Genomic DNA, 22919 nt, shown 5'->3' on the forward strand with positions numbered 1-22919 from the left:
GCACTCCGGCGGAGACGGATCACGGGCCCGGATCGGTGCGCTGACCCAGGCGACCGAGTCCGGCCTCCCGTGCCTGCACGATCGCCTGCGTGCGCTGCGACACCCGCAGCTTGGTCAGGATGGTCGACACGTTGTTGGCGATGGTCTTCGCCGACAGGTGCAGCTGCCGGCCGATCTCGGTGTTCGACATCCCGGCGGCCAGGCGGTCGAGGATCTGCAACTCCCGCTCGGTGAGTTGCGGGAACGGCGTGTCGCGCTGTGGTGGAGCGGCGAACCACCGCCGCAGGCGACCGGCCAGCGCCGCCCCGAACACGGGTTGCCCGGCCGCCGCAGCTCGGACGGCCGCGATGATGTCCGCGCCGTCCGCGCCCTTGACGAGATAGCCGGTGGCTCCGGCCTGCATGGCGGCGAACACGGTGTCGTCGTCCTCGAACATGGTGAGCACCAGCACGGTGGTGCCGGGCTTGCGGTCGAGGATCTGCCGGGTGGCCTCGGTGCCGTGCAGGCCGGGCAGTTGCAGGTCCATCACGACGACGTCCGGGGACAGCCGGACCGTGCTGCGCACCGCCTCGGGTCCGTCGCCCGCCTCGCCGGCCACCTCGATGTCGGTGGTGGTCGCGAACACCGCCCGCAGTCCCTGGCGGACCAGCGGATGGTCGTCGGCCAGAAGCACGCGGATCATCGGTCCGTCCTCGCCAGTGGGAAGGTGGCGACGACCGTGGCGCCACCGGTCGCTTCCGGTCCGGCCCGCAACGTGCCGCCCAGCTCGGCTGCGCGTTCCCACATCGCGGTCATGCCCACGCCGGGCGTCCACGACCGGGTGGAGGCGCCGTCGTCGTGGACACGCACGGTCAGCTCGTCGCCGGTCACGCTGAGGCACACCTCGCACCGGGTGGCGCCACTGTGGCGTACGGCGTTGGTGACGGCCTCGACGGCGATCCGGAACACCGCCACCTCCACGGCGGCGGGCAACTCGGGCAGCTCGGGAGCCGCGACGGTGGCCGACAGCGCCGAGCCCGCGGTGAGACTTTCGATCTGGACGCGCAGCGCAGCGGCGAGCCCGAGGTCGAGGGCCGGCGGTCGCAGGTCGTGCACGAGCCGGCGCAGGTCGCCCAGCGCCTGCGTCGTCGCCTTCCTCGCGTTCCCGAGATGGGTGCGGGCGGCCGCCGGGTCGGTGCCCACACCGGCCTGCGCCGCGTCGAGGTTCAGCCCGACGGCGGTGAGCACGGGACCCAGGCCGTCGTGCAGCTCCCGGCGCAGCCGCCGGCGTTCCTCCTCGCGGGCGGTGACCAGCCGCTGGCGGGAGACCAGCAGCTCGGCGGTCAGGCCGACCGCGTGCACGGCGACGCCCACCTGCTCGGCGACGTCACTCAGCAGCGCCTGGTCGCGGTCGTCGAAGACGTCCTCGCCACGGCGCGGCGAGGCAACGAGGAATCCCTCACACCGCTGCTCGTACGTCAGGGGCCAGCGCTCCCGGCTCGCGCCCGGCACCCCGTGCTCGGCCAGGAGGGTGCCGTCCGGCCGCTCGACGGCCACGTAGGGCAGCCGCAACGAGGTGGCGATCGACTGGACGAGCGACTCGAGCACGTCGTGGTGCGGCATCGCGCTGAGCCGCCGCCCGAGCGCGCGCAGCGTCCGGTACGGGTCGCTGCGATCGCCGTAGAACAGGCCGTCGACCAGGCGTTGCGCCCATCGGACCACCGGCGCGAACGACAGAGCGACCACTGCGGCGGCGACCGGGGCCGCGACCCGGGCCGAGGCGATCCTGCTGACCGCGACGGCGACGGCGACGTAGGCCACGACCAGGAGGGCGGTCACCACGGCGTACGCGATCGAGCGCCGCAGGATGGTGTCGATGGCCCACAACCGGTAGCGCATCACCGGGATCGCGAGGGTCAGCACGAAAACCGGGGCGTCCAGGACGCCGAGCGCGCCGAGCCCGTCGGTGACGGCCAGCGGAAACATGGCAAGCGCGAGGACCACGCCGGCGGCCCGCCACTTGAGCTGCTGGCGTTGCAGCCCGGCGGAGCGGATGAACCGCCACACCACGCCGATGCCGGCCACCAGGCCCAGCAGCACGACCACCGGAGCCAGCAGCACCAGGGCGTCGCCGGCCCGACCGGCCACGGTGCCGGCGGTGAGCGGATGGGCCAGCGACGCCGCCCCGTCGACCAGACCGTCCATCGTGCCGCCGAGAAACCCGCCGAGCACCACCAGAACGGTTCCGGCCACGATCGCCTTCTCCAGCCAGGCGCCGGCCCTGGTCGCGGGGCGACCCGTGGGGAACCGTACGTTGACCAGCCCTTGCACCGCCACCGGCAGGAAGCCGAAGGTCAGCGGCGTCAGCGCCCACCTCGCCAGGCCGCCGCGGTCACCGCCGGTGATCGCGTCGGCCGCGGGGAAGGCCACGACGACCTCGACCACGAGGAGCACCGCGACCGCACTGAGCAGCCACCCGAACGGCAGATCCGGCCGCCGGTCGAGCAGGACCGCGCCGGCCACCCCGTACGAGATCATCGTGACCATGGGGCTCACCCAGGCCGGCAGCTGATCCTGGCCGACGGGCGTCGCCCGGCCGGACGCCGCCCACACCGTCAGGAACACCGTCCCGGCGAACACAGCAACCAGCGTCGCCGCCGCCCACCGGCCGGCGCCGAACCTGGCTGAAACAGTTCGCGTGACGATGAGCCGAGCATGCCGCCGGGCCGACCGGCAACGCAATGGCCGCCGTTCCCGGCCGGTCGGGAGCTTCTCCCGGCACCCGGGAACCGGCACCCTGGTCCAGGGTCGGCGGCCGGACACAGGCTGATGCCATGACTACTTCCATGAAATCCGAACGAGCCGGGGCGACAGCCGTGCGCCCACCCGGCACCGGCCTGAGACGGTTCGGCCTCGCCGCCGGCACGCTGCTCGCGCCCTGGTTCCTTCTCGCCTGCAACACCGGCTGGGCGATGGCGCAGGCCGACGGCGCGAGCGACGAAACCGGCGCGGACTCACTCGCCGCGGCCGCGGCCCATCCGGACCTGCTGTACAACGTCGTCCTCTTCGGCATGATCGGCGCGCTGCTGATGATTCCGGCGGCGCTCGGGGCGGCCCGGATCGCCGGAGCCGGGCGGCTGTCCTTCATCGGCGGCACGCTGGTCGCCGCCGGCTACGTCTGTTACCTGGCCGTGCTGATGTCCGACCTCACCACCCTCGCGATGGTTCGCGTCGGCGGCCCGATGGCCGAGTTCGCCCGGGTGCTCGACACCAGGCAGGAGTTCGCCGCCGGCACGTGGGTCTTCCTGTTGTTCGTCCTCGGCAACATCGTCGGGACGTTCCTGCTGGGTCTGGCGTTGTGGCGCTCCCGGGCGGTCCCCCGATGGGCCGGCGCCGCGATCATGGCCTGGCCGCTGCTGCACATCGCCGGCCTGGCGGCCGGAGTCGAGTTGTTCGAGGTTGCCGGGGCAATCGTGCAAGGCATCGGGTTCGCCGCCGTCGGGGTCCAGCTGCTGCGTCGGCCGCGGGGGGAGTCGTGAAATTCCTGACGTACGCGACAGCCACCGTGACCGTCCTGATGGCTTTGCTGAACCTGCCGTTCGCCTTCGACGCGGACGTCGCCGCGCCGCTCGGGTGGCTGGTCACGCTGCTCGGCGTGGCCGGTCTCGTGGCCGCCGTGGGTCTGGTCCGCAGAGCACCGTGGGCCCCCTGGGCCGTCACCGTCGTCGCCGCGCTGAACGTGGCCGGCGCGCTGGTCGCCCTGGTGTCCGCCCGCGAGGGAGCCGTCATCGGCCTGACCGTCAGCCTGTGCGGCCTGCTGCTGGCTGCGGCCTGCCTCAGAACCACGGCCCGGCGGGCGCCGGCCTGATCAGAATCACCGGAGCCGGGGTGCCGCGGAGACGGGGCACCCCGGCGCCCAGCGGCAAGATCGGCCGCTCATCAGATGCTCATCGGCCCGCGGCACCTTGGAGACGCACACCCGCCGGGCGATCCGGCGGGGCTTCGAGCCGGGTTCGGCCGGCGACTGGTGACGAGGAGTACCACGTGGACCTGCAACTCAATGGCAAGACCGCCTTCATCAGCGGATCCAGCCGCGGCATCGGATACACGACCGCCAAGGCCCTGGCCGGCGAAGGCGTCGATGTGATCCTCAACGGCCGCGACACAGCGAAACTCACCGCCGCGGTCGAGACGCTGCGCAGCGAGGTGCCCGGCGCGTCGATCACCAGCCTGCGCGCAGACTTCGCCATCTCGGACGACGTCGACCGGCTGTGCGCCGAACTGCCCCACATCGACATCCTCGTCAACAACGTCGGCCTCTTCGAACTCAAGCCGTTCGAGCTCATCTCCGACGACGACTGGCGGCGCTACTACGAGATCAACGTACTCAGCGGAGTCCGGCTCGCCCGCCGCGTCCTGCCGACGATGCTCGAGCGCGGCTGGGGCCGGATCGTCTTCGTGAGCAGCGAGTCAGGCGTCGACATCCCGGCCGACATGATCCACTACGGCACGTCGAAGGCGGCCATGCTCGCGGTCGGCAACGGCCTGGCGAAGCTCACCAAAGGCTCCGCCGTGACCGTCAACTCGGTGCTCGGCGGACCCACCTACTCCGACGGCGTCGCCGACACAGTCCGGACGCTGGCCGCCGCCAAGTCCCTCCCGGAGGAGCAGATGAAAGCGGCGATCATCGGAGCCAACCGGACCACCCTGCTGGGACGATTCATCGAGCCCCGCGAGATCGCCGCCGCAGTGACCTTCCTCGCCAGTCCCGCCGCGTCCGCCATCAACGGATCGGCCGTACGGGTCGACGGGGGCGTCCTGACCACCACGCTGTGAGCCGCACCGACGCGGGCTCAGCGATCGCGGTCCGACGGCCACAGCCGTACCTGGAAGTGCTCCACGCCGCGGGGCGTGCTGTCGTACCAGGCGGGTTGGCGCGACAGCGCGCGCAATTGCTGCCGGCCGGTGACCTGGACGTCGACGGTGTAGTCACCGGGCTCGCCGAGCTGCAGGTAGTCGGTGAGAGCCCGTTCGTCCAGGATGCTGATCAGGATCCGCCCGCTGATGGAGCGCAGCTGCGCGACGCCGGTCGCTTCGGCTCTCAGCGCCGGGGCGGGGCCGTCCCACGCCTCGGCTGTGACCAGTGCCTGATGGCCGTCGGCGAGCTCGCTGAAGAGGTGGATCTGCTCGGTCCCGGCCCAGCACAGCGGCCACCGGTCGGGGTCCGGATGCTCGAATCCGTCGAACTCGGCGCCGATCAGAGTGATCAGCCGGCGCTCGGGCATGACGGCAGCTTCGACGCGGCCGAGCAACGTTGCCACGGTGCCTCCCGGAGAGACGCGGCGCTGGGCCGGCCCTCACCAGGACCGGCCCAGCCGTACGGTGATCAGTGGTGGATCTGGACGGACCCTGAGGTCAGGGGCAGCGGCGTGAAGCGGTCGATGTCGTAGTCACCGCCCCGCACATTGTCGTACGTGATCGTCGCGCCGGGAATGGCTCCGGTGCTGCTGGGCCACACGACCGCGCGCATCCGCGACGGCCCGGCCTGACAGTCCGGTCCGGTGGCGGCGCATCCCCGGTAACCGTAGAGGACGAACCCGACCGCGGTGCCGGTGCCGGTGGTGCTGGTGCCCTTGGCGGCGACCTTGCCGTCCGGCGTGACGACCAGCCACTCCAGCCGCGACGTGGGTTCCATGCGGAACACGTCCGGGATCCACGTCTTCGCCTCGCCGGTCGGCGGGCCCGCCTGGGTGTAGTAGCGCGCGGTCAGGTGCGACCAGCTCCAGGCGGCCGGGTTGGCGCCGGTCAGCGCGCCGGCCGGGGTGGCGGTGGCGGCGTCGAGGTTGACCCAGCCGGCGTCGGGGTCGTAGACGACGATCATGACGCCGCCGTCGTCGGCGCCACCGTCGTCGTCGGTCACCCGTACGCCGAGGGTGTACATGCCGGCGTGGGCGAACGCGCGGCGCAGCGTACAGGTGCGGTTGTCGGCGGCGGCGCTGCCGGTGGCGTTGTCGTCCCAGTCGACGGTGCAGGTGTGGGTGTCGTTGGTGCCCGGGTCGGTGAAGGTGGCGGTGACGGCCATCGAGGTGCGGGCCCTGAACAGCTGCCACGGGTTCGGGGCGGTCAGGGTCAGCCGCGGGGCGACGTTGTCGATCGAGACGGTGGCGCTGTCGGACACCGGCGCGTTGACGCCGTCGTCGGCGGTCAGGGTGACGGTGAACGTGCCGTCGTCGGTGCAGGTGATCGAGGTCTGCGGGTCGTTCGCGTCGGCGAACCGGCAGGTGGCTCCGGCGTCGACGTCCGTACCCGGCGTGTAGCTCCACGACACGGCCGGACTGGACTCGCGGTCGGCGGCCGAGCCGTGCAGGGCGATCGCCGAGCCCTCGTCACCGCTGACATTGGGCCCGGCGTTGACCACCGGCGCGTGGTCGACCTCGCCGGAGCCGCCACCGGAGCCGCCGGACGACTCGATGATCTCCACGTAGAAGGCGTCGTTCCACTCCCCGAACGGCTTGTTCTCCGAGTACAGGATCCGGTCGTCGCGGTAGAAGTCGCGCAGCGCCGACCCGGCCCGGCTGTTGTCGCCGGTGGGCACGGCCCGTACGGAGAAGTCCCAATTCGGGTTGGACGCGCCCTGCTGGGTGCTGGCGAACGGGTACTCGTCGCACTGCTCGCCCTCGCCCGGCGACTGCGGCAGACCGGTGTCCTGGTACGGCGTCGTCCGGTCGCAGGCGCGGTCCTTCTCCCGGCCGTTGGCCGTGTGCACGGTCCCGCCGACCGGCACCCGCTCCAGGTACTGCTCCTGCACCGGCTGGGCGCCGTACCGGCCCGGAATCCGCTTCGGCCCGTCCAGCTTGCGGGGGTACGTGGCGTCGGGGTTGGCGAAGGCGTCCCGGATGTGCTCGGCGACGGCATATACGACCGTACGGCTGCCGTCGGCCTCGTACATGCGGTACTGCAGATGCGGGATGACGTCGTGGAAGATGCACGCCTTGGTCCGCGAGGCCAGGAAGTACTCGGCGGAGTCACAGCGGACGAAGTACTGGTTCTCCTCGTCGGCGGTGCGCCCGTCGCGCGCGGTCACCTCGAAGTTGAACGGGTGGTACAGCGCCTTGTCGTCCAGGGTGGACACCGTCTCGTCGGAGTCGAGCTGCCACGACACCCAGGTCTTGGCCGTGGCGTGGGCCAGCCACGCCGCCACCGGCAGCAGCTGCTTGCCGCCGCTGATCGAACAGCCCGGCGTGTTGCGGTAGCACTCCATCTCGAAGCCGAACGTCGACGCCGGCGTGTAGCTGCCACCGACGTACACGGCTTCGGGCCGCAGGAACATGGTGATGTTGCGCTGCCCGTCGTCCCGCCCGTACCCGATCGCGATGACCGGCATGAACAGGAAGCCGGTCTGCCGCCCGCGGGTGTCGAGGATGTAGTCGTACGCGTCGTAGCGGGCGCACCACATCAGCCGGTTGCGCATGTGCCCGCGCTCGCTGGTGGCCGCCGCCGTGGTCTGACATTCGGAGACGAAGTCGTCCTCCGGTTGCGACGGCGGCGAGAACTTCTCACGCAGGATGCGCGGTCCGGCCGCCCGGGCCACGTCGAACCCGGCTTCCTCGGCCGGCGCGGGCCTGGCGTGCCGGCGGGCCTCGTGCTGCGCCTGCTGCACCGTCAGCGGGGCTGGGTCGGCGGCGGCGCTGCGGCGCTCAGCGGCGCTGGGCGCGACGGGGATCGGCTTCCCGGCCGGCACCATTCCCATGACGTGCCGGTCGGCTTCGGCTTGCTGAGCCGCGACAGGCGCCGGTGCGGCAGCCGCCGGAGCGGGCGCCGTCGCGGCCATGGCGAGCAGTGCTCCAGCGGCGGCCAGCGCCGCGGTCGGTCTTCTGGTCAGGCTCATGGCAGATCCCCGTTTCCCCGTGGACTCACCCCGGCACGACAGCCAGGCGAACCGAGGTGGGAGCGCTCCCAACACTCCATGGCGGACTATATCCGCGATCGTCGATGCTGTGGGGGCACTGTCAGGGAGCCGATCAACACAGAGTCTCGCCGGACCATCGGACCGCGCCGCCCGGATCCGGGCTCCTACAGCCCCCCAGCTGCCGCCTCGGCCACCAGCTCGACGCGCAGCTGCTCGAGCTGGTCCGCGTCCATCGCACTCGCGCCGTAAGGGTCACGATCCTCGTCACGAGGGCCGCCGCCGCTCCGCAGATGACATGGCTGCCTGGTCGAGAATCCGCCGTACGGCGTCGCTGTGCTCAGCTGCCTGGACGCGTTCGGCGTCCCGCCACGCATAGGCAGCAGCCACGCGGCGCCGCCACAACAGCCGGCGTACGACCTCGATTCTTGGCGGCATCCGTACCCCCTCGCCCGGTCCGCAAGGCGGCGAACGTGCTCTGGGGGTGCCGTCCGCCGCCCACCTCGGAACCCAGGGCGGCGATCACACGGCCGACAGGAACACCATGCCCCTACTGGTTGGCGTGTTGACGTCCAGGGAGGACGCTGTGTCCTCTCAACGCGCGTCGAGCGACCGGACGAGATCGCGCATCGAAGGCGTCAGGCGCGCACGCCGCTCGCACACCTCAGCGACCAGAGCGCGAGCCTGCACCTGGTGACGGAACCACACCGGCACCATCGCCTCGGCTTGCACGAGCGTGTCCACGGCGTCGGCGTCTCGACGCAGATCCGCCTGCGCCCGGGCGACGTCGAGCAGGTGCCGTCCGTACGAGATGGGCCGTAGTCGTGTCGGGTCGACCAGCTGCGCCGCGGCCAGCGCCCGATTTGGCCGATCGAGGGACACCTGAGCGAAAGTGTCCTGCATCGCCACCTGCGTCGGCCCGAAGTTGAGGGCGTGGTCGAGCCGGTCGGAGGACATCCGGGCGGAGCCGGCCCGGGCCAAGGTCAGGTAGTCGTCGGTGGCGTCGGCCCGGCCGGCGGCGCACGCGGCGGCCATCCCCCAGAGCACCATGCCGCCCCACACGGTCAGGTGCTGCGGGGTGGCGGTGCTCAGCCGCGGCTCGATCCGGTCAGCGATGCGGCGGGCGACCCGCTCGGCTTCATCGTTGCGGGCCCGGTTCATCAGGACCCACGCGTACGTGCCATGCGCGGCGCCCCACTGCAGCTCGTCGGACCCGGCCTCCACCGCGGTGACGGACCGCTCGGCTCCGATCAATGCAAGGTCGTCACGGCCGAGGTGAACGAGCAGACAAGCGGCGAGCTGGTAGGCCTGCGACAGCAGAACGTCGCTGCCGTCCGCACCGGCGCGCCCGGTGCTGCGGGCTTCGGCGACCAATCCGGGTACGCGCCGCGCCAACTCGCCGAACCGGCCCGACCAGTAGTCGCGCCATCCGTCTCTGAGCAGTGATTGCAGCTGAGGCGTCGGTGCGGGCTCGTGCTCGTCGTCCTCCAGGCCCGGCAGAAGACCGGGAGACAGCAGCACATCGCGAAGGCTGAGCACGAGCCGGTCGCCGGCGCCGTCGAGCCGGGGTCGTTTGTCTGTCAGTTCGGCCAGCGGAACATCGAGAGCATCGGCCAATGCCGCCAGCGAGCTCAGCCGCGCAGACTCGCGGCGGCCTTGCTCCAGTCTCTTGATCAGGTCGACGCTCACGCCGGCGAGACGCGCCAATTCCTGCTGGGTCAGACCGCGTTCGCTACGCAGCTGCCGAAGTCGTTCACCGATCGAGGCGGCCATGTGATGCTCCCCGGTAGAGGACAGCGCCCGACGCATCCTCAGGCTAGCGCGAGATCCATGGCATGAACCCGGACCCGCGTCCGGGCACCTCATCGCCGGCGTGGCGCGTAACGGCTACGCGCTGCGATGTCGCCTGGACCGGCATTCGAACGCTACGGTGAATTTCGGCCACCGGCCCCGGCGGCCATCCCCCGACAGCACCTGCCGGAAGCGGCCGCGACGGCCGACGAGGAGGAGCGATGCGGCTGCTCACCTTTGCGCGCCGGCCGTGGGACGCTGCGCTGGTCCGCTGGGGTCGCGTTCCCGGGATTCGCACCGCGAAGGTCACGCTTGCCGCCGTACTGGCTTATGTAGCCGCCGATTCGCTCAACACCACCCCGTCGCCGATCCTCGCGCCGCTGACCGCGATTCTGGTGGTGCAGGTGACCGTCTTCCAGACCGTCACCGAGGGATTCCAACGTGTCCTGAGCGTGCTGGCCGGCGTCATGGTCTCGGTCGGGCTGGCCGCCATCGCCGGGCTGAGCTGGTGGAGTCTCGGGCTCGTGGTGGCCGCGAGTCTCGTACTCGGGCAGCTTCTCCGCCTGGGACCCCACACCCTGGAGGTGCCGATCAGCGCGATGCTCGTCCTCGCGGTCGGCGGCGGCGCGGCACCGCAGGCGGCGACCGGCCGGGTGTACGAGACGCTCATCGGCACCGCGACCGGCATCGCGGTGAACCTGGCGATCGTGCCGCCGGTGCATGTGGAGTCGGCCGGCTCGGCGGTTGCCGGCCTGGCCACCCGGCTCGGCGACTTCCTGCGCTCACTGGCCACGCAACTGCGCGCCGAGTGGTCACGCCAGGCCGCGCAGGACTGGCTCACCGCGGCCCGGGGCCTGAGCGTCACGGTCCTGGAGGCCGACCACTCGCTGCTCCGGGCCGAGCAGAGTGCCGTGCTGAATCCGCGCGGCGGCGAGGTCCGGATGGCTCAGCCCCGCCTGCGCACCGCCCTCACCGCGATCGAGTACTGCACCATCGTCGTACGGACCCTGTCCCGGGAAATCTTCGACCGTACGTTCTATCTGCCGCCCGAGCTCGAGGCGGAGGCCTACTCCGCCGCTGCTCGCGTCGCACTCGCCGACGCACTGGACGCCGCCGCCAAGGCCTTCGACGGCGTGGCCGACGTCGCCTCGGGCGCCGAGCCGCTCGACGCTGCTCGCGCCCGGGTGGCGGCCCAGCTGGCCGAGCTGCACCAGCGGCGAGAGCTGCTGGGCCGGCTGCTGCTGGTCGACCCGCGAGCCGACGCCGCGGCGTGGCAGCAGCACGGCGCGCTGCTCACTGCGGTGGACCGGCTCCGCGTCGAGATCGAGGCTGCGGTCCGGCCGGCCGGCCAGCCGTGGCGTCCGCCGCCGTTGGCAACCCGTCCGCGCCGCGCGGCTCGGCGGGTCGTGGGCGCGGCCGGACAGACGCTTCCGAGGGTGACCGACCGATCCCGCCAAGCGGTACGCCGGATGATGACCACCGCCGCGGGCGCGGCGGCGGAGAACCTGGCCATCCCCGACCCCCGGGCCGCACGTTCGCGCAGGCGAGAGGCCGGCGCCGAGCCGTCGGTCGGGCGGGCCGGCGTACAGGATGCGGCGTCGCCGGCGACCGAACCGGATGCGGCCTCGCCGACCGGGCAACCGGGGCCTGCCGAGCCCGGGGCCGGCCGGTGGCCGTCAAGCGAATGAGCCGGGCACTCACCGAGGTCGCACGATGGTCCACGCATCGGCCATTGCTGAACTCGCGGACGTAGCCGAGCCGCGATGGTTGGACGAGCAGGAGCAGCGACGCCAATCACCATCGAACGAGGCTCGCCAAACGGTGTGAAAAACGATCAGCGCTACATACAGCGAGTCTGCCGCGTACCTGACTACACCGTGACAGGGCTCACGACGAGTCGGCGTCGGTAGCTTCTCAGGTGCGGCGATCGCCGGTCGATGGCTTGCTTCATCCGACCTCGCCCTCGAACGGAACGGAACAACTCGTGAGGCTGATCCCCCTTGCCGCAACCGGACTCCTCGCCGTCGCGAGCATGCTGACCTCGACGGAACCGGCAGCCGCCGCGGCGTCGACTACGTCCGACCACACTCCGCCGGCCGTCACTGTCGTGTCCGGCGGCATCGTGCCCGCGGTGGTGTGGAACGACGGCATCCGCAGGATCTCAGTGCTTCTGCGGATCACCGACAAGGGGAGCGGATGGGAGCCGGGTCAAATCCAGCTCCGGATGCAGTCACCCCAGGGAATGGTAGTGGACCTGAACGAAGTCATCCGGGTCTCGGGCACCGAGAACGATGGCCTGTGGCAGTTCGCCACCACGCTGCCGCGGTTCGCCGCGCCCGGGACGTGGCGGGTGTTTCAGGCCGACCTGTGGGACCGGGCACAAAACCTGACGACGATCACGAAACCACTGTCGTTCACTGTCATCGGCAAGGCTGACACCACGCCGCCGGTCGTCCATTGGGAATCAGCGAAGTTGAGCGCCGACACCTTCGACAACAGCCAGGACCGAGTGTTGAAGGTCCAGGTGAACGCTACGGATGACCTGAGCGGTGTCATCAGCACGCCTGGCGAGGTCTTCTTGGCGAGCCCGAGTGGCGACTGGTCCCCGTCAGAATGGGGCACCAAGGTGTCCGGCACCCCCACCAACGGCACATGGGAATACACCGTGACGCTTGCTGCCGGCGCGCCTGTCGGTACGTGGCACGTCTACTCGGCGACGATGTACGACGAGGTGGGGAACGCCAACCAGTTCGGGTCAAGAGAGTTCGCGACCGTCACGGTCACCGGGTAAGGAGTCGGCCAAACGTGCTTCGTGGAACGCGAGGATAGAGGACTATACTCACCTGCCGCCCAATTGCGCCGGCAAGAGAGAACTAGGCGGAACGCTCAGGCAATCATGCAGCGAGGCGAAGCACTCAGATGATCGCTTCTCCGATCAGCCCGCCTGAAAGCTTTAGTGAATACGCTCGACGGCGTCGTCGAGAACATCACCGTGCCGTTCCTGATCGCCCACTGCGCCAACGATCGGCCGATCCCCTCGAATACGCACACCGCTCGTACGACCAGGCCGTCAACTCTCCCAACCGCGAGCTGCGCATCTTCACCCCCGAGCAAGGCGCCACCGAACACATCGGCCTCGACCATCTCCCTCACGTCAGCACCTTCATCGCCGACTGGGTGGCCGACACTTTCGCAGCGCTGACGGAACCAGGCCAGCACACGGTGGCCGGTGTGCTGGCCTGGCGTGGTGCGGCATCCTTCCGGCAGCCATCGCCACGGCCGGCGCACCAGAAGCTCCTCAGCTACCCGGCTGACGGATTGCGGTGCCCGGATCGGTGCTCTGCTCAAGGGCCGTCCACCACTCCTCCAGCTCATCGACCCGGCTCTGGAGTGCGGCGTTCGCCGCCCGGGCCGTCGCCAGTTCCTCGGTTAGCGCTCCGATCGGCCCGGAGGCGGTCAGGGCGTCGAGCCAGCCCGCGACCAGCCGATCCTCAGCGGCGACCCGGCGGAGCGCGGAGGCGACCACCTCCGGTGACAACTCAGCCACGAATTCTCTCGAAAGCGCGCCCCCGGCTCACGAGTAAGAGTGGTGTCGCCTGGTCAACGGCCACAAGAGCAACACCCGAACGGCCTACACGGCCCGCTGAACTGCAGCGATACACAGCGGAGCCTCGAAGACCATCCGATCATCAACGGCGAAGGCAGCCAAGTAAAGGACTCCGCGAAAACGACCTCCCGACCCATGGGATCGGCCTTGAGCTGCGAAAACATCCTCCTGAATGCAATTTGATCCGCTTGCGCGGATGCCCAGTAAAGGGCTCCACGCACCCTTGGAATCAATCAGCACAAATGGAAAGAACGCCTCCGCAGGCTTCTGACCCGCGAAGACGTCTAAAAAGTCGGGCTGACAGGATTTGAACCTGCGACCCCTTGACCCCCAGTCGCATCACAATTCGGTTAAGCGGTGCCAACGGGTGCTTTTACGTGCGCAGAAGCGGACAGAACGGCACCTCCGTGCCGCCCGATTTCACCTAATCCAGTGGAAGTTGATCAACGCCGTGACCAAGCGTGTGACCACGGTAAATCAAGTGCTCTGCCTGCCATCCAGTACGTCAGAAAATCGCACTAGGTAGTTTCAGCGTCGGCGCCCGCAAGAAACTCATTCGCGATCCAGTAAAGGCTCTTACCCTCGTACGTCCAAGCATCGGGACCGGACAGCACCCTAGATTCGCCCGTTGCCATTTCGACGATGTTCTGCGCAAGTTTCGATGCAGACCAGCAGTCGACATCGGGTGCACCCGCCCATTTAAGAGGCTTCGCTCGATCTCCAGTCCACGTAATCGTCGACCGATTCGGGTCCGCTTCCATCCAAGCACGCACCGCCGCAACCGATTGTGGCCGTACAAGGGTCTCGACGCTCAGCGCTAAAGTGGCGCCCTTCGGGATCAGACCGTTATCGACGATGACCGCCACGGAGCGTTGTCGACGAGACCGGGCGGCCAATTCTGCGCTGACGCCGGAGGTACCGTGTTGAACCGTTGGTCCGAGGATCCGATCTGCGATGTCGTCAATTGGGAAGATCTGTTGAAACGTGGCACAAAGTTTCCTCGACTCGTCCGTCTCTCTAAAAAGGCTGAGCTCAATACACTGGATAACGAGATCGCGAGGAGAGAGCTCGGTCAACCAGTTGACGGTAGTCATGACTTGTGAAGGAAAGCGCTCTGCGATGAGGACGATGCGAGGTCGCGTCAGCAGCTCCTCGCCCCAGTCGCCTTCGACGTGGTCGGCCAATGCCGCAAGTCCTGCTTCAGGGGTCACGGGCGACTCTTGCGGTGACTTATTGAGATAGTCCGCGTGTACCGAGCCGAGGGATTCCTTGGTAAATCCTGCAACCAGGGCAGCATACGTCAATGCCTGGAGATGCACGCGCTTATCGCCGTCGCGTTTAAGTTCTACGACGACGAGCTGTCCGGTGGAGTCGAGTCCGAGAATATCCAAGCGCTCTGCCGCGACTTGCCCGCCGCTGGTCGCCCAGCGATCAAACTGCTTCGTGACGATCCGTACACTGCCGCCGAGTATCTCCGGGTGGTCAACGACCCAACGTTCGAGATGTTCGACCTCAAGCAGGCCCTGTTCGGCCATGGCAGAGCGCTGGAACGGCGTTGCATCGACACCGTCAATGCGGAAGACATGCGCTGCAGGACTCACGATCACCTTCCTAGGTGTTGTAGTGCCACATGCGAGTAGAGGTTTCAGGACAGGGCTGGTAAGAGGCCATGCGCTAAGTACGGGCTTAGCTGGCCAGCACCCGCTCCCGTCGGTGCGTCGACCAGTCTTGGTCTCGCGATCATTCGACGGACCGAAGGAGCAGATCCGGCTCGGCACGCAACGCGCGAAGGCCCAGAGTCTCTTGGGCGATGCGCTGTCGCTGCTCAAGCAGTTGCGCGACTGGCTGGTGTAGATCTTGCGGCATCCAAGCAACGAGCGTGCTCGAGGCCTTGGCGCCGGTGTTCGACCTGTCTGGGCGGGGAACGCCGCGGTCAAAGATCCAGCGGTACAGCGCGGCGGCCGGTTGTAGCGGTGGCAGCCGTTGGGCGTTTGCCACCGCGGCAGCGCTGACTGCGATGCGCAAGCCGGCGACGTCAAGGTCGCCTACGTAGTAGAGCGCAGTCGGCGCCGGATCGAGCAGGGCCACCGCTGTAATGGAGGTAGGGAACTGATTGCCGCAGCCCCAACCGATGTGCAGATCCGGGCGAACATCCGGGTCGAGCTGCCGGGCGGCCCGCAGGAGCGAGTGGAACGTAGCGTTGTTCTCCGCCACTAGTAGCCGTGTCGGTCCTCTTCCGGGCACGTGCTGGGAGGGGAACGGTATGGGCGTGGGATAGCAGGCAAGGAGGTCGAGGGTTAGCACGCCGGTAGTGAACAGTCGTTTAGTCGTTTCGATGGCGAGAGCCTTCTCATCGTCGAGGATCTCCAGCGAGCGCTCCTCGAGAGGGACAGCTTCGGCGCCGGGATTGTTCCGCAGCCAGGTGGCGATTCTGTCAAGGAGTTGGTGTTCGTCCGGCCGGGTGGCGATCGCGGCGGCTGCTTCGAGTGCTTGCGGCCAGACTCGCGGTGTCGGTGTCGTCCGGACCCGGCGGGGCTCGGTCTTGCCCACCCAGAGCGGTAGGGGCGGGTTCGTCCGGTCGTCCCAGCCGGAGCGTGTCTTCGGCAGAACGACGGCGCCTGCTTCGGCTAAGCCGGCCAGGACGGCGGCAAGCCGGGTTCTTGCTGTGGGATCGCCAACGAGTGTGGGGTCGACGGCGGTGGCGTGCCGCAGCAGTCCGTCGACCCGTACGCGGCTTGTCGGCTGTTCCGCGACATAGGTGGCGATGATGTCGCCCAGCGCTGTCGTCATGGCGACGCCTCCGTCTGGGACTGGCTTCCCCCGCCGCTGGACGATTCGTCGTGTGCGACACGGACGCCGGTGATGAGTCGCTGGTCAGTGTCGGTAAGGGTGTCGTCCGGGACGATGTAGCGGCGGTTCCGGGTGCGACCCGGCCGGTTGTCCAGCCGGATGACGTTGGGAAACCGCGAGACGGCATCGGGGTCTTTCACCCCGGTGGTGTACACCAGCTGAACTTTGTGGGCAGCGGCGACTGTCCGCTGGAGGCCGACGAGACTGCCGTGTGAGGCGCGGCCGATCGGGTTGTCGAGCAGCAGGACGCCGCCGGAGCGGTCACGGCGTCCGGCGTTGGCGGCGCGCAGCGCCGCGATGGTGCAGTAGAGCGCGACGCAGACGGTCAGTTTTTCTCCGCCGGACCATTTGCCGAGCCGTGTGATGTCTTCGGTGGTGGGGACGAGGTCGAGGGCGGGTTTGAGGACCTTGACGGTGAAGCCTCGGGTTCCGGCCGCCTCGTGAACGGCGTCCTTGAGCAGCGGCAGTCCTTCCGGTTTGATGCCGTCGGCGATACGCCGCTCGACGACGCGGTTGACGTAGGTGCGCAGGTCGGCGTCGCTGGCGGGCGCTTCGAAGGAGATTCTGAGCATCTGTTTCCCCGCCCAGCCTCCGGTCTTCGTCGCCACTCGTGAGTAGCGTTCGGCTTTGCGCAAGGTGTCGAGGGTGTTCGAGACGAGGCGGGCGAGGGAGTCGGTCACGATCGCCTGGTCCTTGGCGATGTCGGCGAGTTCGCCGTCGATCATGTTTGCGCGCAGTCTGAGCTGGTTCGCGAGGGTTCCCGCGTGCTGCGCCAGTACTTCTTCGTTGTCGTGGATGACGCGGTCCTTTGCGGGTGTGGTGACCCCGGGATACCTGCTGCCTGTTGTCCGTAGGTCTCCGACTGCGTTCGCCCGGGAGATTGCAGCGTCGCCGGCGCGTTTCTCCGTAGCACGCAGGGCCTGTATCAGCGCCTGCTTGTGGGTCTTGGCCTCGTCGTCGGTCCCGGCGAACGGCGCGACAACCCAGCCGGCCGGGTCGGGAAGACCATCGGCGAGCAACTCAAAGGCAGTGATCCGACCCTGGTAGTGGCCCTGCTTACCCTCAAGGTCGCGGAGTTCGCCCTCCGCGTTTGTCCGCTTCTCAACGCACCCTTGGCCGATCTCATCCTGTTCAGCTGCCAAAGCGTCGGCCTGCTCCGCGGTGGTCGGCTCGATCAGCAATGCGCGCTTGGGCGGATCGGTGCGTCGCCTCCGAATCCTGGCGAGCGTCGCATCGTGCCGTTCGATGTCGCCGGAGGCGCGGCCGTTCCGGCCGACCGCCTCCTCCTTCGCCTTCCGGGCGGCAGCCAGTGCCGCCGCTCGAGACGGCTTGGTCTGCCCCTCCGCGGTTACAAGCAGGGCGGCAGCGCGTTGCCGGGTCTCGGCGATGACCGCGGCGAGCGCCTGTTCTTCGGTCGACAGCCCCGTGGTGAGGTTGCGCTCCCGCTCGGCGAGGACCGACTGGGAGGCCTGGACCTGCCAGGTGCGGGCGGCCTCCTGATGGCGAGCGCGGAGGACGTCGAGGGATACCGCCGGATCGTCGGGGCTCTCCGGATCGGAGTCGAGGAATGTCAGGCCGGCGGCCTCGGTCCGGTATGCGTCGGCGGTCCTGCCCTCGGTATCGGCGAGGCTGCCCTGCTCCGTCGCGTCGTCGAGGGCATTGTTCGCCTTCTCCGTGCAGCGGTCGGCCTGATCGCGGGCGTCCTTCGATCGAGACCCAGCCTCAGCGAGGTCGCGACGCCACTGCGCGGCTGCCTCCACTTTTTGAATCAGGTTGGAAAGGCGGGCGCGAGATGTCTCGATACGGGAGATCTGTCGCTGCGTCCCCTGCTCGGCCGCCGTGTCCCCGGCATCCGCTTCATCAAGTGCGGCGAGTTCCGCACCAGTTTTTTCGAGTGCTGCCGCGATGCCAAGCAGGGTGTTGTCGAGGTCGTCGACGCGGCTGGTGAGGCTGTCGAGGTGCCCGCCGGGGCAGTCGGTGAGCAACTCGGTGAGCTCGTCGAGCAACGCCCGGTCGGCCGCACGCGCTTCGGACAGCCGGGACTGCTGCTCGGTGTACGTCTCGGCGCGGGCGGCGACCTGTCGCACGTTGCCTTCGGCCCAGGCCGGGTCCACCAAGCCTCGATGCAGACCGGTCCAGACTGGATCCGATCCATCGGGCCCTACCTTGGTGGCGCTGACGATCGCGGCGGCGGCCTGGGCGGTGTAGACCCCGACGAGTGCCGTGGTTGCCGTGTCAACGATGGCCAATGCGATCTCGGCGTCGTCTGCCTGGCCGGTGGGAATCACGAGACCAACGCCGAGGCGCGCGAGGTCCGGATCGGTGACCGTTTCCAGCAGGCGTGCGCTGGGTAGCAGCGTGCGCAGGTGCGCCCAACCGGTTTCGGCGGTGATGTCATGTTCGGCCAGAACGGCCTGAACCCGTTCGGCGTCGAGGGTGGTGGGTAGGAGCCCGGTGCGCGCGTGCACGTCGAGGATGCGCTGGTCGTCGATGCGTTCGGCCTCCAGCTGGACGAGAGCCATATCGGTATCGACGATCGCGTCTGACAGCCGGCGGGTCAGGGTGTCCGCCTCGGCCCAGAGATCCACGGGGGCGTCGCCGGTTGCCTCGGTCAGATCCTGCACTCGTTCGCGGGCGACCAGCTTGGAAGCGCGTTCGGCAAGTGCGGCGTGTTCCTCCGCAAGCCGGGTACGTTCCGCGTCGAGCCGGACCTGCTCGCCCGTCTGCGTGGTGAGTGTGCTCATCAGTGCGCGTCGAACCGCCGGGCGTTGTTCACGACGGCTCCGGATCTCTTCCTGAATGCCCGTGAGGGTCACGTGCTGTTCGGCGAGAACGGCGTCGTGCTCGGCCGGGTCGGTCTTTTCGTTCGGAAGCGCGCCGTCACGGACGGCCGTACGGAGGTCTGTGGTCAGCGACTCTAGCCGCGCTGTCGCGGTCGCCGCGTCCTTGTCGGCTGCCTGAGCCTGCTGGTCAGCTTCCTTCGCCGCGGCACGGTGGGCCGCCACGTCTGCCTTCGCAGCCTTGGCGGCTTCGGCAGCCGCTTCAGCTTTGGCCTGGTGTGCCCTCGCTAGGGTGCGCAGCCGGGTTCTCAGGCGCGCGCTGTGCTCGTCGTGCTCGCGCCGCAATGGCGCGGTTCGCTCGCGTTCCTTACTGGCCTCTCGCCGGGTGCGCTCCAACGCGTCCTGGAGCTCCTGCTTCTGCGCCAGATGTTCGGCTGCCTCCCATGCTTCGATAAGAGCGGCGGCATCCTTGGCGTCGTCATCGGCCCGGCTGAGTTGCTCCTGTGCGGCACGCAGTCGCATCTGGGCGGCACGTTCCTCGTACAGGTAGACGAGCTCGTAGGCGGCACCGCCCTCGGTCACGGCGGCAGCGCGGCGCTTCTCGATGCCGTCGCGCTGCTCGGCGAGCGCCTCGATTCGGTTGTTCGCTTGGGAGACGGTCGCGGCGAAGGCGGCGGACAGCTTGGCCGCCTCGTCGACGGCCCGCTGCAGGGCGAGCGCCGCCGCGCCGACCTCCTGCTGACAGACGTGGACGCGGTCCAGGCCCGTTGCCGAGTCGAGGCAGAAATCACGCTCGGCTGTCTTAGCGGGTTTGGTCGCGAGTAGCGACGCGATCGAGGCCAGGCGATCCGCGACGCCGATCGCGTCTTCAGGTGCGACCGTGAGATCGATGAGCATGTCGATGAACTCGCGGGCCGACGAAAATCGGAACATGTCCTCCACGCCGCCCTCGACGTGGTTCATCTGTTTCTGCGTGCGAAATAATGCTGGGTCGAGGCCTCGGCTCGTCAGCGCGGCCGTCCACTCGTGTTGCTTCTCGGCGATCACCAGATCCGTGGCCTGGGGGTAGGTCGCCGCGAACTCCTTCAGAGCGGCGACATAGTCCGCCCGGCGACGCGGTTCACCGGCGGCATCGAGGATGGGAAGGCATGGCAGGTCGAGTACGCCAGGCACCGCGTAGAACGCGTAGAAGGTCGTGTCGAGCCGGTCGCGAGCCCGGTCGGCGTCGGCGGGCCGGCGCAGGTCGGACCACTCATAGACGACACCGGTGATGAGGATGCGGTCCGGTGAGCCGTCCAAGGTGTCCGAGGCGGCCGGATGCCATGCCGCGACGGTGTGCGCGGTGTCGCCACTGTCGACGTAGTCGGTGAGGCTGCGTTTGACCGTGCGACCCATGAAGTCGATCGCTCTCGGCAGCAGCAGCGCATAAAAAAGCGACAGCAGCGACGACTTGCCGCCGCCGTTGCGCAGCCACACGACCGAATCGGCGGAGCTCCTACTGCCGCCGTCCGGGGCGGTGAGGTCGAGCGTAATATCGGTGAAGCGAGCGGATCGTTCTCCGATCGAATGGAGCCGGAACGCGGCCAGATGATAGGTCACGCCTCCTCCCCACTGTCGGCTGCGAAGGGCTGGCTGTCGGCCTGCGGCCGTCGGGCGATCTCCGCCAGGAAGGTGTAGGCGGGTTCGCTGGCCATGTCCTTGACCTGGATCCGGAATCGCTCGGTGAGCATCCAGGTCCCGCCGGTGCTGTCGGCACGGGCCATGCCTTGCTCCACGAGCCAGCCCAAAATGTTTCGAACCCAGTACAGGGTGCACTTGGGTGACAGCCGTCCGGAGCCACGACCTCTGTCGCCGACGAGTGTGGAGGGCATCTCGTGGTAGGCGCGCCACGCCTCGTCCAAGCCGTCGTCGGGAACCGGCTCGCCGGCGGCGTCGTGCTTCTGCATGCGCTCGCATATCGCGCGCATCCATTGCTCGAATTCGACGTCCGTGACCCGGCGGACCCGTACCTCTTCTAGGTCGGCCGGTGTGGGGTAGGCGTAGGCGGCCACGCCGACTAGGACGAGGCCGGCCATCAATCGCCCGATCCGAGTCGCCGCGTGGGGCATGTCGCCGACCCGGAAGGCGAACGGCGACTCGGGGCTGACGCCGAGGACAAGCCCGAAATCGCCGTCGGATAGGACCTGGGCGGACAAACCGTGCAGAACGGCATCGGCGGCGATCCGAAAGTCGGACTCGGTACGGTATCGGCCGAGCACCCTGCGGTATTCCTGACTGCGTCCGGGACGCTGGGTGGGCTGTATCGCGTACGCGATCAGGGTTCCGATGTCGGTGTGATCGTTCTGTGTCAGAGTCATACCGCCTCCGCGTGTTTCCACGGATGCTCAGTGACCGGTTGCGGGGCAGCGGTTGCCAAGGTTTCGGGGTGAGGGGCGATGATCAGGTCGTCGCCGTCCCAGCCCGGCAGATCAAGCTTTAGGTCATCAGCGTCCGCGACGGCGCGCGGCCCTAAGATCCGTGCGGTCAAGTCGACCGATGCGGTGTGTTCGGTGTCGGTCGCCTCGGGTGCGAAGCACCACAGCGCGGCCAGCGCTAGGACCTCCGCAGCTCGTTGCCGTTCAGCGCTGCTGTCGAGGCCAGGGTCCGTCAGGGCGCCAACAAGCAAGGCCGACAGACGAGCAGGCAAGCCGGTCCTGACGACGACTCGCCGGGCTGCGTCCAGAATGTGCGGTCCGATCGTCGGCGGATCTGGATCTCCCGCCTCGTCATCGTCGTCGAGGTCACGATCATCGGCGGCGGAGTCACGCACCGCCCACAGGTCGTAGATCAGTCGGTACAGCCGGGGCAGTTTCGGAGGTCGCGGACCCGTGATGTCCGACAGCCACCTGTCCGTGACCGTCAGCGCAGATTCGCTGTCCAGAGCGAGCAATGGGGCAAGGATCTCCCGACTGATGTCGGGTAGGTGCCCCAGCGCCGGCGGCCGGAACGACTGCCGGTCTTGCTCCTCGAGGAACACCCCTCGGGCGGCGATGACCTGCCGGTGCAATGCGTCGTGGCGGCGCGAGCACTCGGTGAGCAGCGCGGCGATTCGGGCCGCCGCCATGGTCACCTGCTGATCATCGGATTCCAGTGACTCGCGGACCTTGGCGAGCAGGCGGTGCTCGGCCTCCATGCGGCCGGCGATGTGTTCCCGAGCCGTGGTGAGGCGTTGCGGAACGGCCGTCGCCCATTCCTGGATAACGGCGCGCAGATCCCTGCGCGTGTTCTTGATCAGCTCATGAAGGTCCTCGGCGAGCGACACCGACAGCAGCCTAGCCCGGACCGCGGCACGTTCCGCGGCATCGAACGCGCCCTTCGCCAGCTGGCGTTCCAGCAGCACTTCGTTCGCAACCTGCTCGTCCTCGACATCGAACTCGAGCCCACCCACCAGCGCGTTGATCGCGTCTCGGGTGGCGTAGAGCACGACCTCGCCCCGCACGGGGTCCTCTCGTTCAACCAGCAGCCGAAACTGCACCTGCCGTCGCTGGTGGCTCCGGGCTTTGTCGGTGAAGTCGCTGATCCTGTAGGTGAACGGCGCCTCGCGCTCGCCTCGGTTGAGAAGGGCGTCGACGGTGTGCTCGCCGATGCGGCGGTGTTCCGAAGCGGGTCGTTCCGGTGCGGTACGCCGGGCGAGTGTGGTGAGTCCGCCTACGACGTCGTTGTACGTGGCCTCCTCCGCGAAGCCCTGCTGGGCGATGGCGAGATCAATGGCGGCGAGGGCGAACGTCGCGACGTCGTAGGTGGCCGCCGGCCACTCCTGCCGATTGGCGGCGACGATCGCTTCGGTGATCGGGCGCGACCGCATGAGCACCGCAACCCGCGCCGGGAAGGTGGGGTCGAAGACGGAGAGCTCCGCTGGTGCAGGTGACCCTGACACGGCGGAGCCACTGGGCAAGTCGAACAGGTCGTCCACTTGTCCCCTTCCATGCACTTCCGTATTCGTACGGTAACCGTAGGTGTAAGTCAA

At 68.7% G+C, this 22919-nt stretch carries 17 protein-coding genes; 5 read left to right on the forward strand and 12 right to left on the reverse strand.

The window, feature by feature from the left end; all coding sequences use genetic code 11:
* Positions 1–19: 19 nt before the first annotated feature.
* Positions 20–682: a response regulator transcription factor gene (locus ACSNN8_RS24650; protein WP_436651853.1), complete on the reverse strand. Its 663-nt coding sequence runs from the start codon at positions 680–682 to the stop codon at positions 20–22.
* Positions 679–2619, reverse strand: coding sequence for a sensor histidine kinase (locus tag ACSNN8_RS24655; RefSeq protein WP_436651855.1), 1941 nt, complete (start codon positions 2617–2619; stop codon positions 679–681). The genes ACSNN8_RS24650 and ACSNN8_RS24655 overlap by 4 nt, the downstream gene beginning before the upstream one ends.
* A 194-nt stretch (positions 2620–2813) precedes the next feature.
* Between ACSNN8_RS24655 and ACSNN8_RS24660 the strand changes: the two genes are divergently transcribed.
* The 3 genes from ACSNN8_RS24660 to ACSNN8_RS24670 all read left to right on the forward strand — a co-directional run bounded on the left by ACSNN8_RS24660 (position 2814) and on the right by ACSNN8_RS24670 (position 4815).
* Positions 2814–3518: a hypothetical protein gene (locus tag ACSNN8_RS24660; RefSeq protein ID WP_436651856.1), complete on the forward strand. Its 705-nt coding sequence runs from the start codon at positions 2814–2816 to the stop codon at positions 3516–3518.
* Positions 3515–3847: a hypothetical protein gene (locus ACSNN8_RS24665; RefSeq protein ID WP_436651858.1), complete on the forward strand. Its 333-nt coding sequence runs from the start codon at positions 3515–3517 to the stop codon at positions 3845–3847. Before ACSNN8_RS24660 ends, ACSNN8_RS24665 begins: the two co-directional genes overlap by 4 nt.
* 176 nt (positions 3848–4023) lie before the next feature.
* Complete coding sequence (locus ACSNN8_RS24670; protein WP_436651860.1) at positions 4024–4815, forward strand: SDR family NAD(P)-dependent oxidoreductase; 792 nt, start codon at positions 4024–4026, stop codon at positions 4813–4815.
* Between the two features lie 17 nt (positions 4816–4832).
* On the opposite strand, the gene ACSNN8_RS24675 is transcribed toward ACSNN8_RS24670, so the two are convergent.
* The 3 genes from ACSNN8_RS24675 to ACSNN8_RS24685 form a co-directional block, all read right to left on the reverse strand.
* The gene (locus ACSNN8_RS24675) at positions 4833–5300 is read right to left on the reverse strand and encodes a hypothetical protein (RefSeq protein WP_436651862.1); all 468 of its coding nucleotides are present in this window, start codon (positions 5298–5300) and stop codon (positions 4833–4835) included.
* Positions 5301–5365: 65 nt separating this feature from the next.
* Positions 5366–7867 (reverse strand): NucA/NucB deoxyribonuclease domain-containing protein, encoded by a 2502-nt coding sequence (locus tag ACSNN8_RS24680; protein ID WP_436651864.1) that lies wholly within the window; start codon positions 7865–7867, stop codon positions 5366–5368.
* Positions 7868–8479: 612 nt separating this feature from the next.
* Positions 8480–9658, reverse strand: a complete 1179-nt coding sequence (locus ACSNN8_RS24685; protein WP_436651866.1) for a helix-turn-helix domain-containing protein — start codon at positions 9656–9658, stop codon at positions 8480–8482.
* Between the two features lie 239 nt (positions 9659–9897).
* Here ACSNN8_RS24685 and ACSNN8_RS24690 point away from each other — a divergent pair, with 239 nt between their 5' ends.
* Both ACSNN8_RS24690 and ACSNN8_RS24695 read left to right on the forward strand, forming a co-directional pair.
* On the forward strand, positions 9898–11364 hold the full coding sequence (locus tag ACSNN8_RS24690) for an FUSC family protein (RefSeq protein WP_436651868.1): 1467 nt from the start codon (positions 9898–9900) through the stop codon (positions 11362–11364).
* Positions 11365–11660: 296 nt separating this feature from the next.
* A complete protein-coding gene (locus ACSNN8_RS24695) occupies positions 11661–12467 on the forward strand; it encodes a hypothetical protein (protein WP_436651869.1) in 807 nt (268 codons plus the stop codon).
* Between the two features lie 95 nt (positions 12468–12562).
* On the opposite strand, the gene ACSNN8_RS24700 is transcribed toward ACSNN8_RS24695, so the two are convergent.
* The 7 genes from ACSNN8_RS24700 to ACSNN8_RS24730 form a co-directional block, all read right to left on the reverse strand.
* Positions 12563–12829, reverse strand: coding sequence for a hypothetical protein (locus ACSNN8_RS24700; protein WP_436651870.1), 267 nt, complete (start codon positions 12827–12829; stop codon positions 12563–12565).
* A 145-nt stretch (positions 12830–12974) separates the two neighbouring features.
* Positions 12975–13223: a hypothetical protein gene (locus ACSNN8_RS24705; RefSeq protein WP_436651872.1), complete on the reverse strand. Its 249-nt coding sequence runs from the start codon at positions 13221–13223 to the stop codon at positions 12975–12977.
* Positions 13224–13801: 578 nt separating this feature from the next.
* Positions 13802–14884, reverse strand: a complete 1083-nt coding sequence (locus ACSNN8_RS24710; protein WP_436651874.1) for a hypothetical protein — start codon at positions 14882–14884, stop codon at positions 13802–13804.
* 139 nt (positions 14885–15023) lie between these two features.
* Entirely contained in the window at positions 15024–16073 is a 1050-nt protein-coding gene (locus tag ACSNN8_RS24715) for a Wadjet anti-phage system protein JetD domain-containing protein (protein WP_436651876.1), read from the reverse strand.
* Positions 16070–20512 carry a hypothetical protein gene (locus tag ACSNN8_RS24720; protein WP_436651878.1) on the reverse strand — a complete coding sequence of 1481 codons (4443 nt, stop codon included), beginning with the start codon at positions 20510–20512 and terminating at the stop codon, positions 16070–16072. The genes ACSNN8_RS24715 and ACSNN8_RS24720 overlap by 4 nt, the downstream gene beginning before the upstream one ends.
* Positions 20509–21270 carry a hypothetical protein gene (locus ACSNN8_RS24725; RefSeq protein WP_436651880.1) on the reverse strand — a complete coding sequence of 254 codons (762 nt, stop codon included), beginning with the start codon at positions 21268–21270 and terminating at the stop codon, positions 20509–20511. The genes ACSNN8_RS24720 and ACSNN8_RS24725 overlap by 4 nt, the downstream gene beginning before the upstream one ends.
* On the reverse strand, positions 21267–22865 hold the full coding sequence (locus ACSNN8_RS24730) for a hypothetical protein (protein WP_436651882.1): 1599 nt from the start codon (positions 22863–22865) through the stop codon (positions 21267–21269). Before ACSNN8_RS24730 ends, ACSNN8_RS24725 begins: the two co-directional genes overlap by 4 nt.
* Positions 22866–22919 lie beyond the last annotated feature (54 nt).

Source organism: Actinoplanes sp. URMC 104 (genome assembly GCF_051386375.1).
Lineage (GTDB): Bacteria > Actinomycetota > Actinomycetes > Mycobacteriales > Micromonosporaceae > Actinoplanes.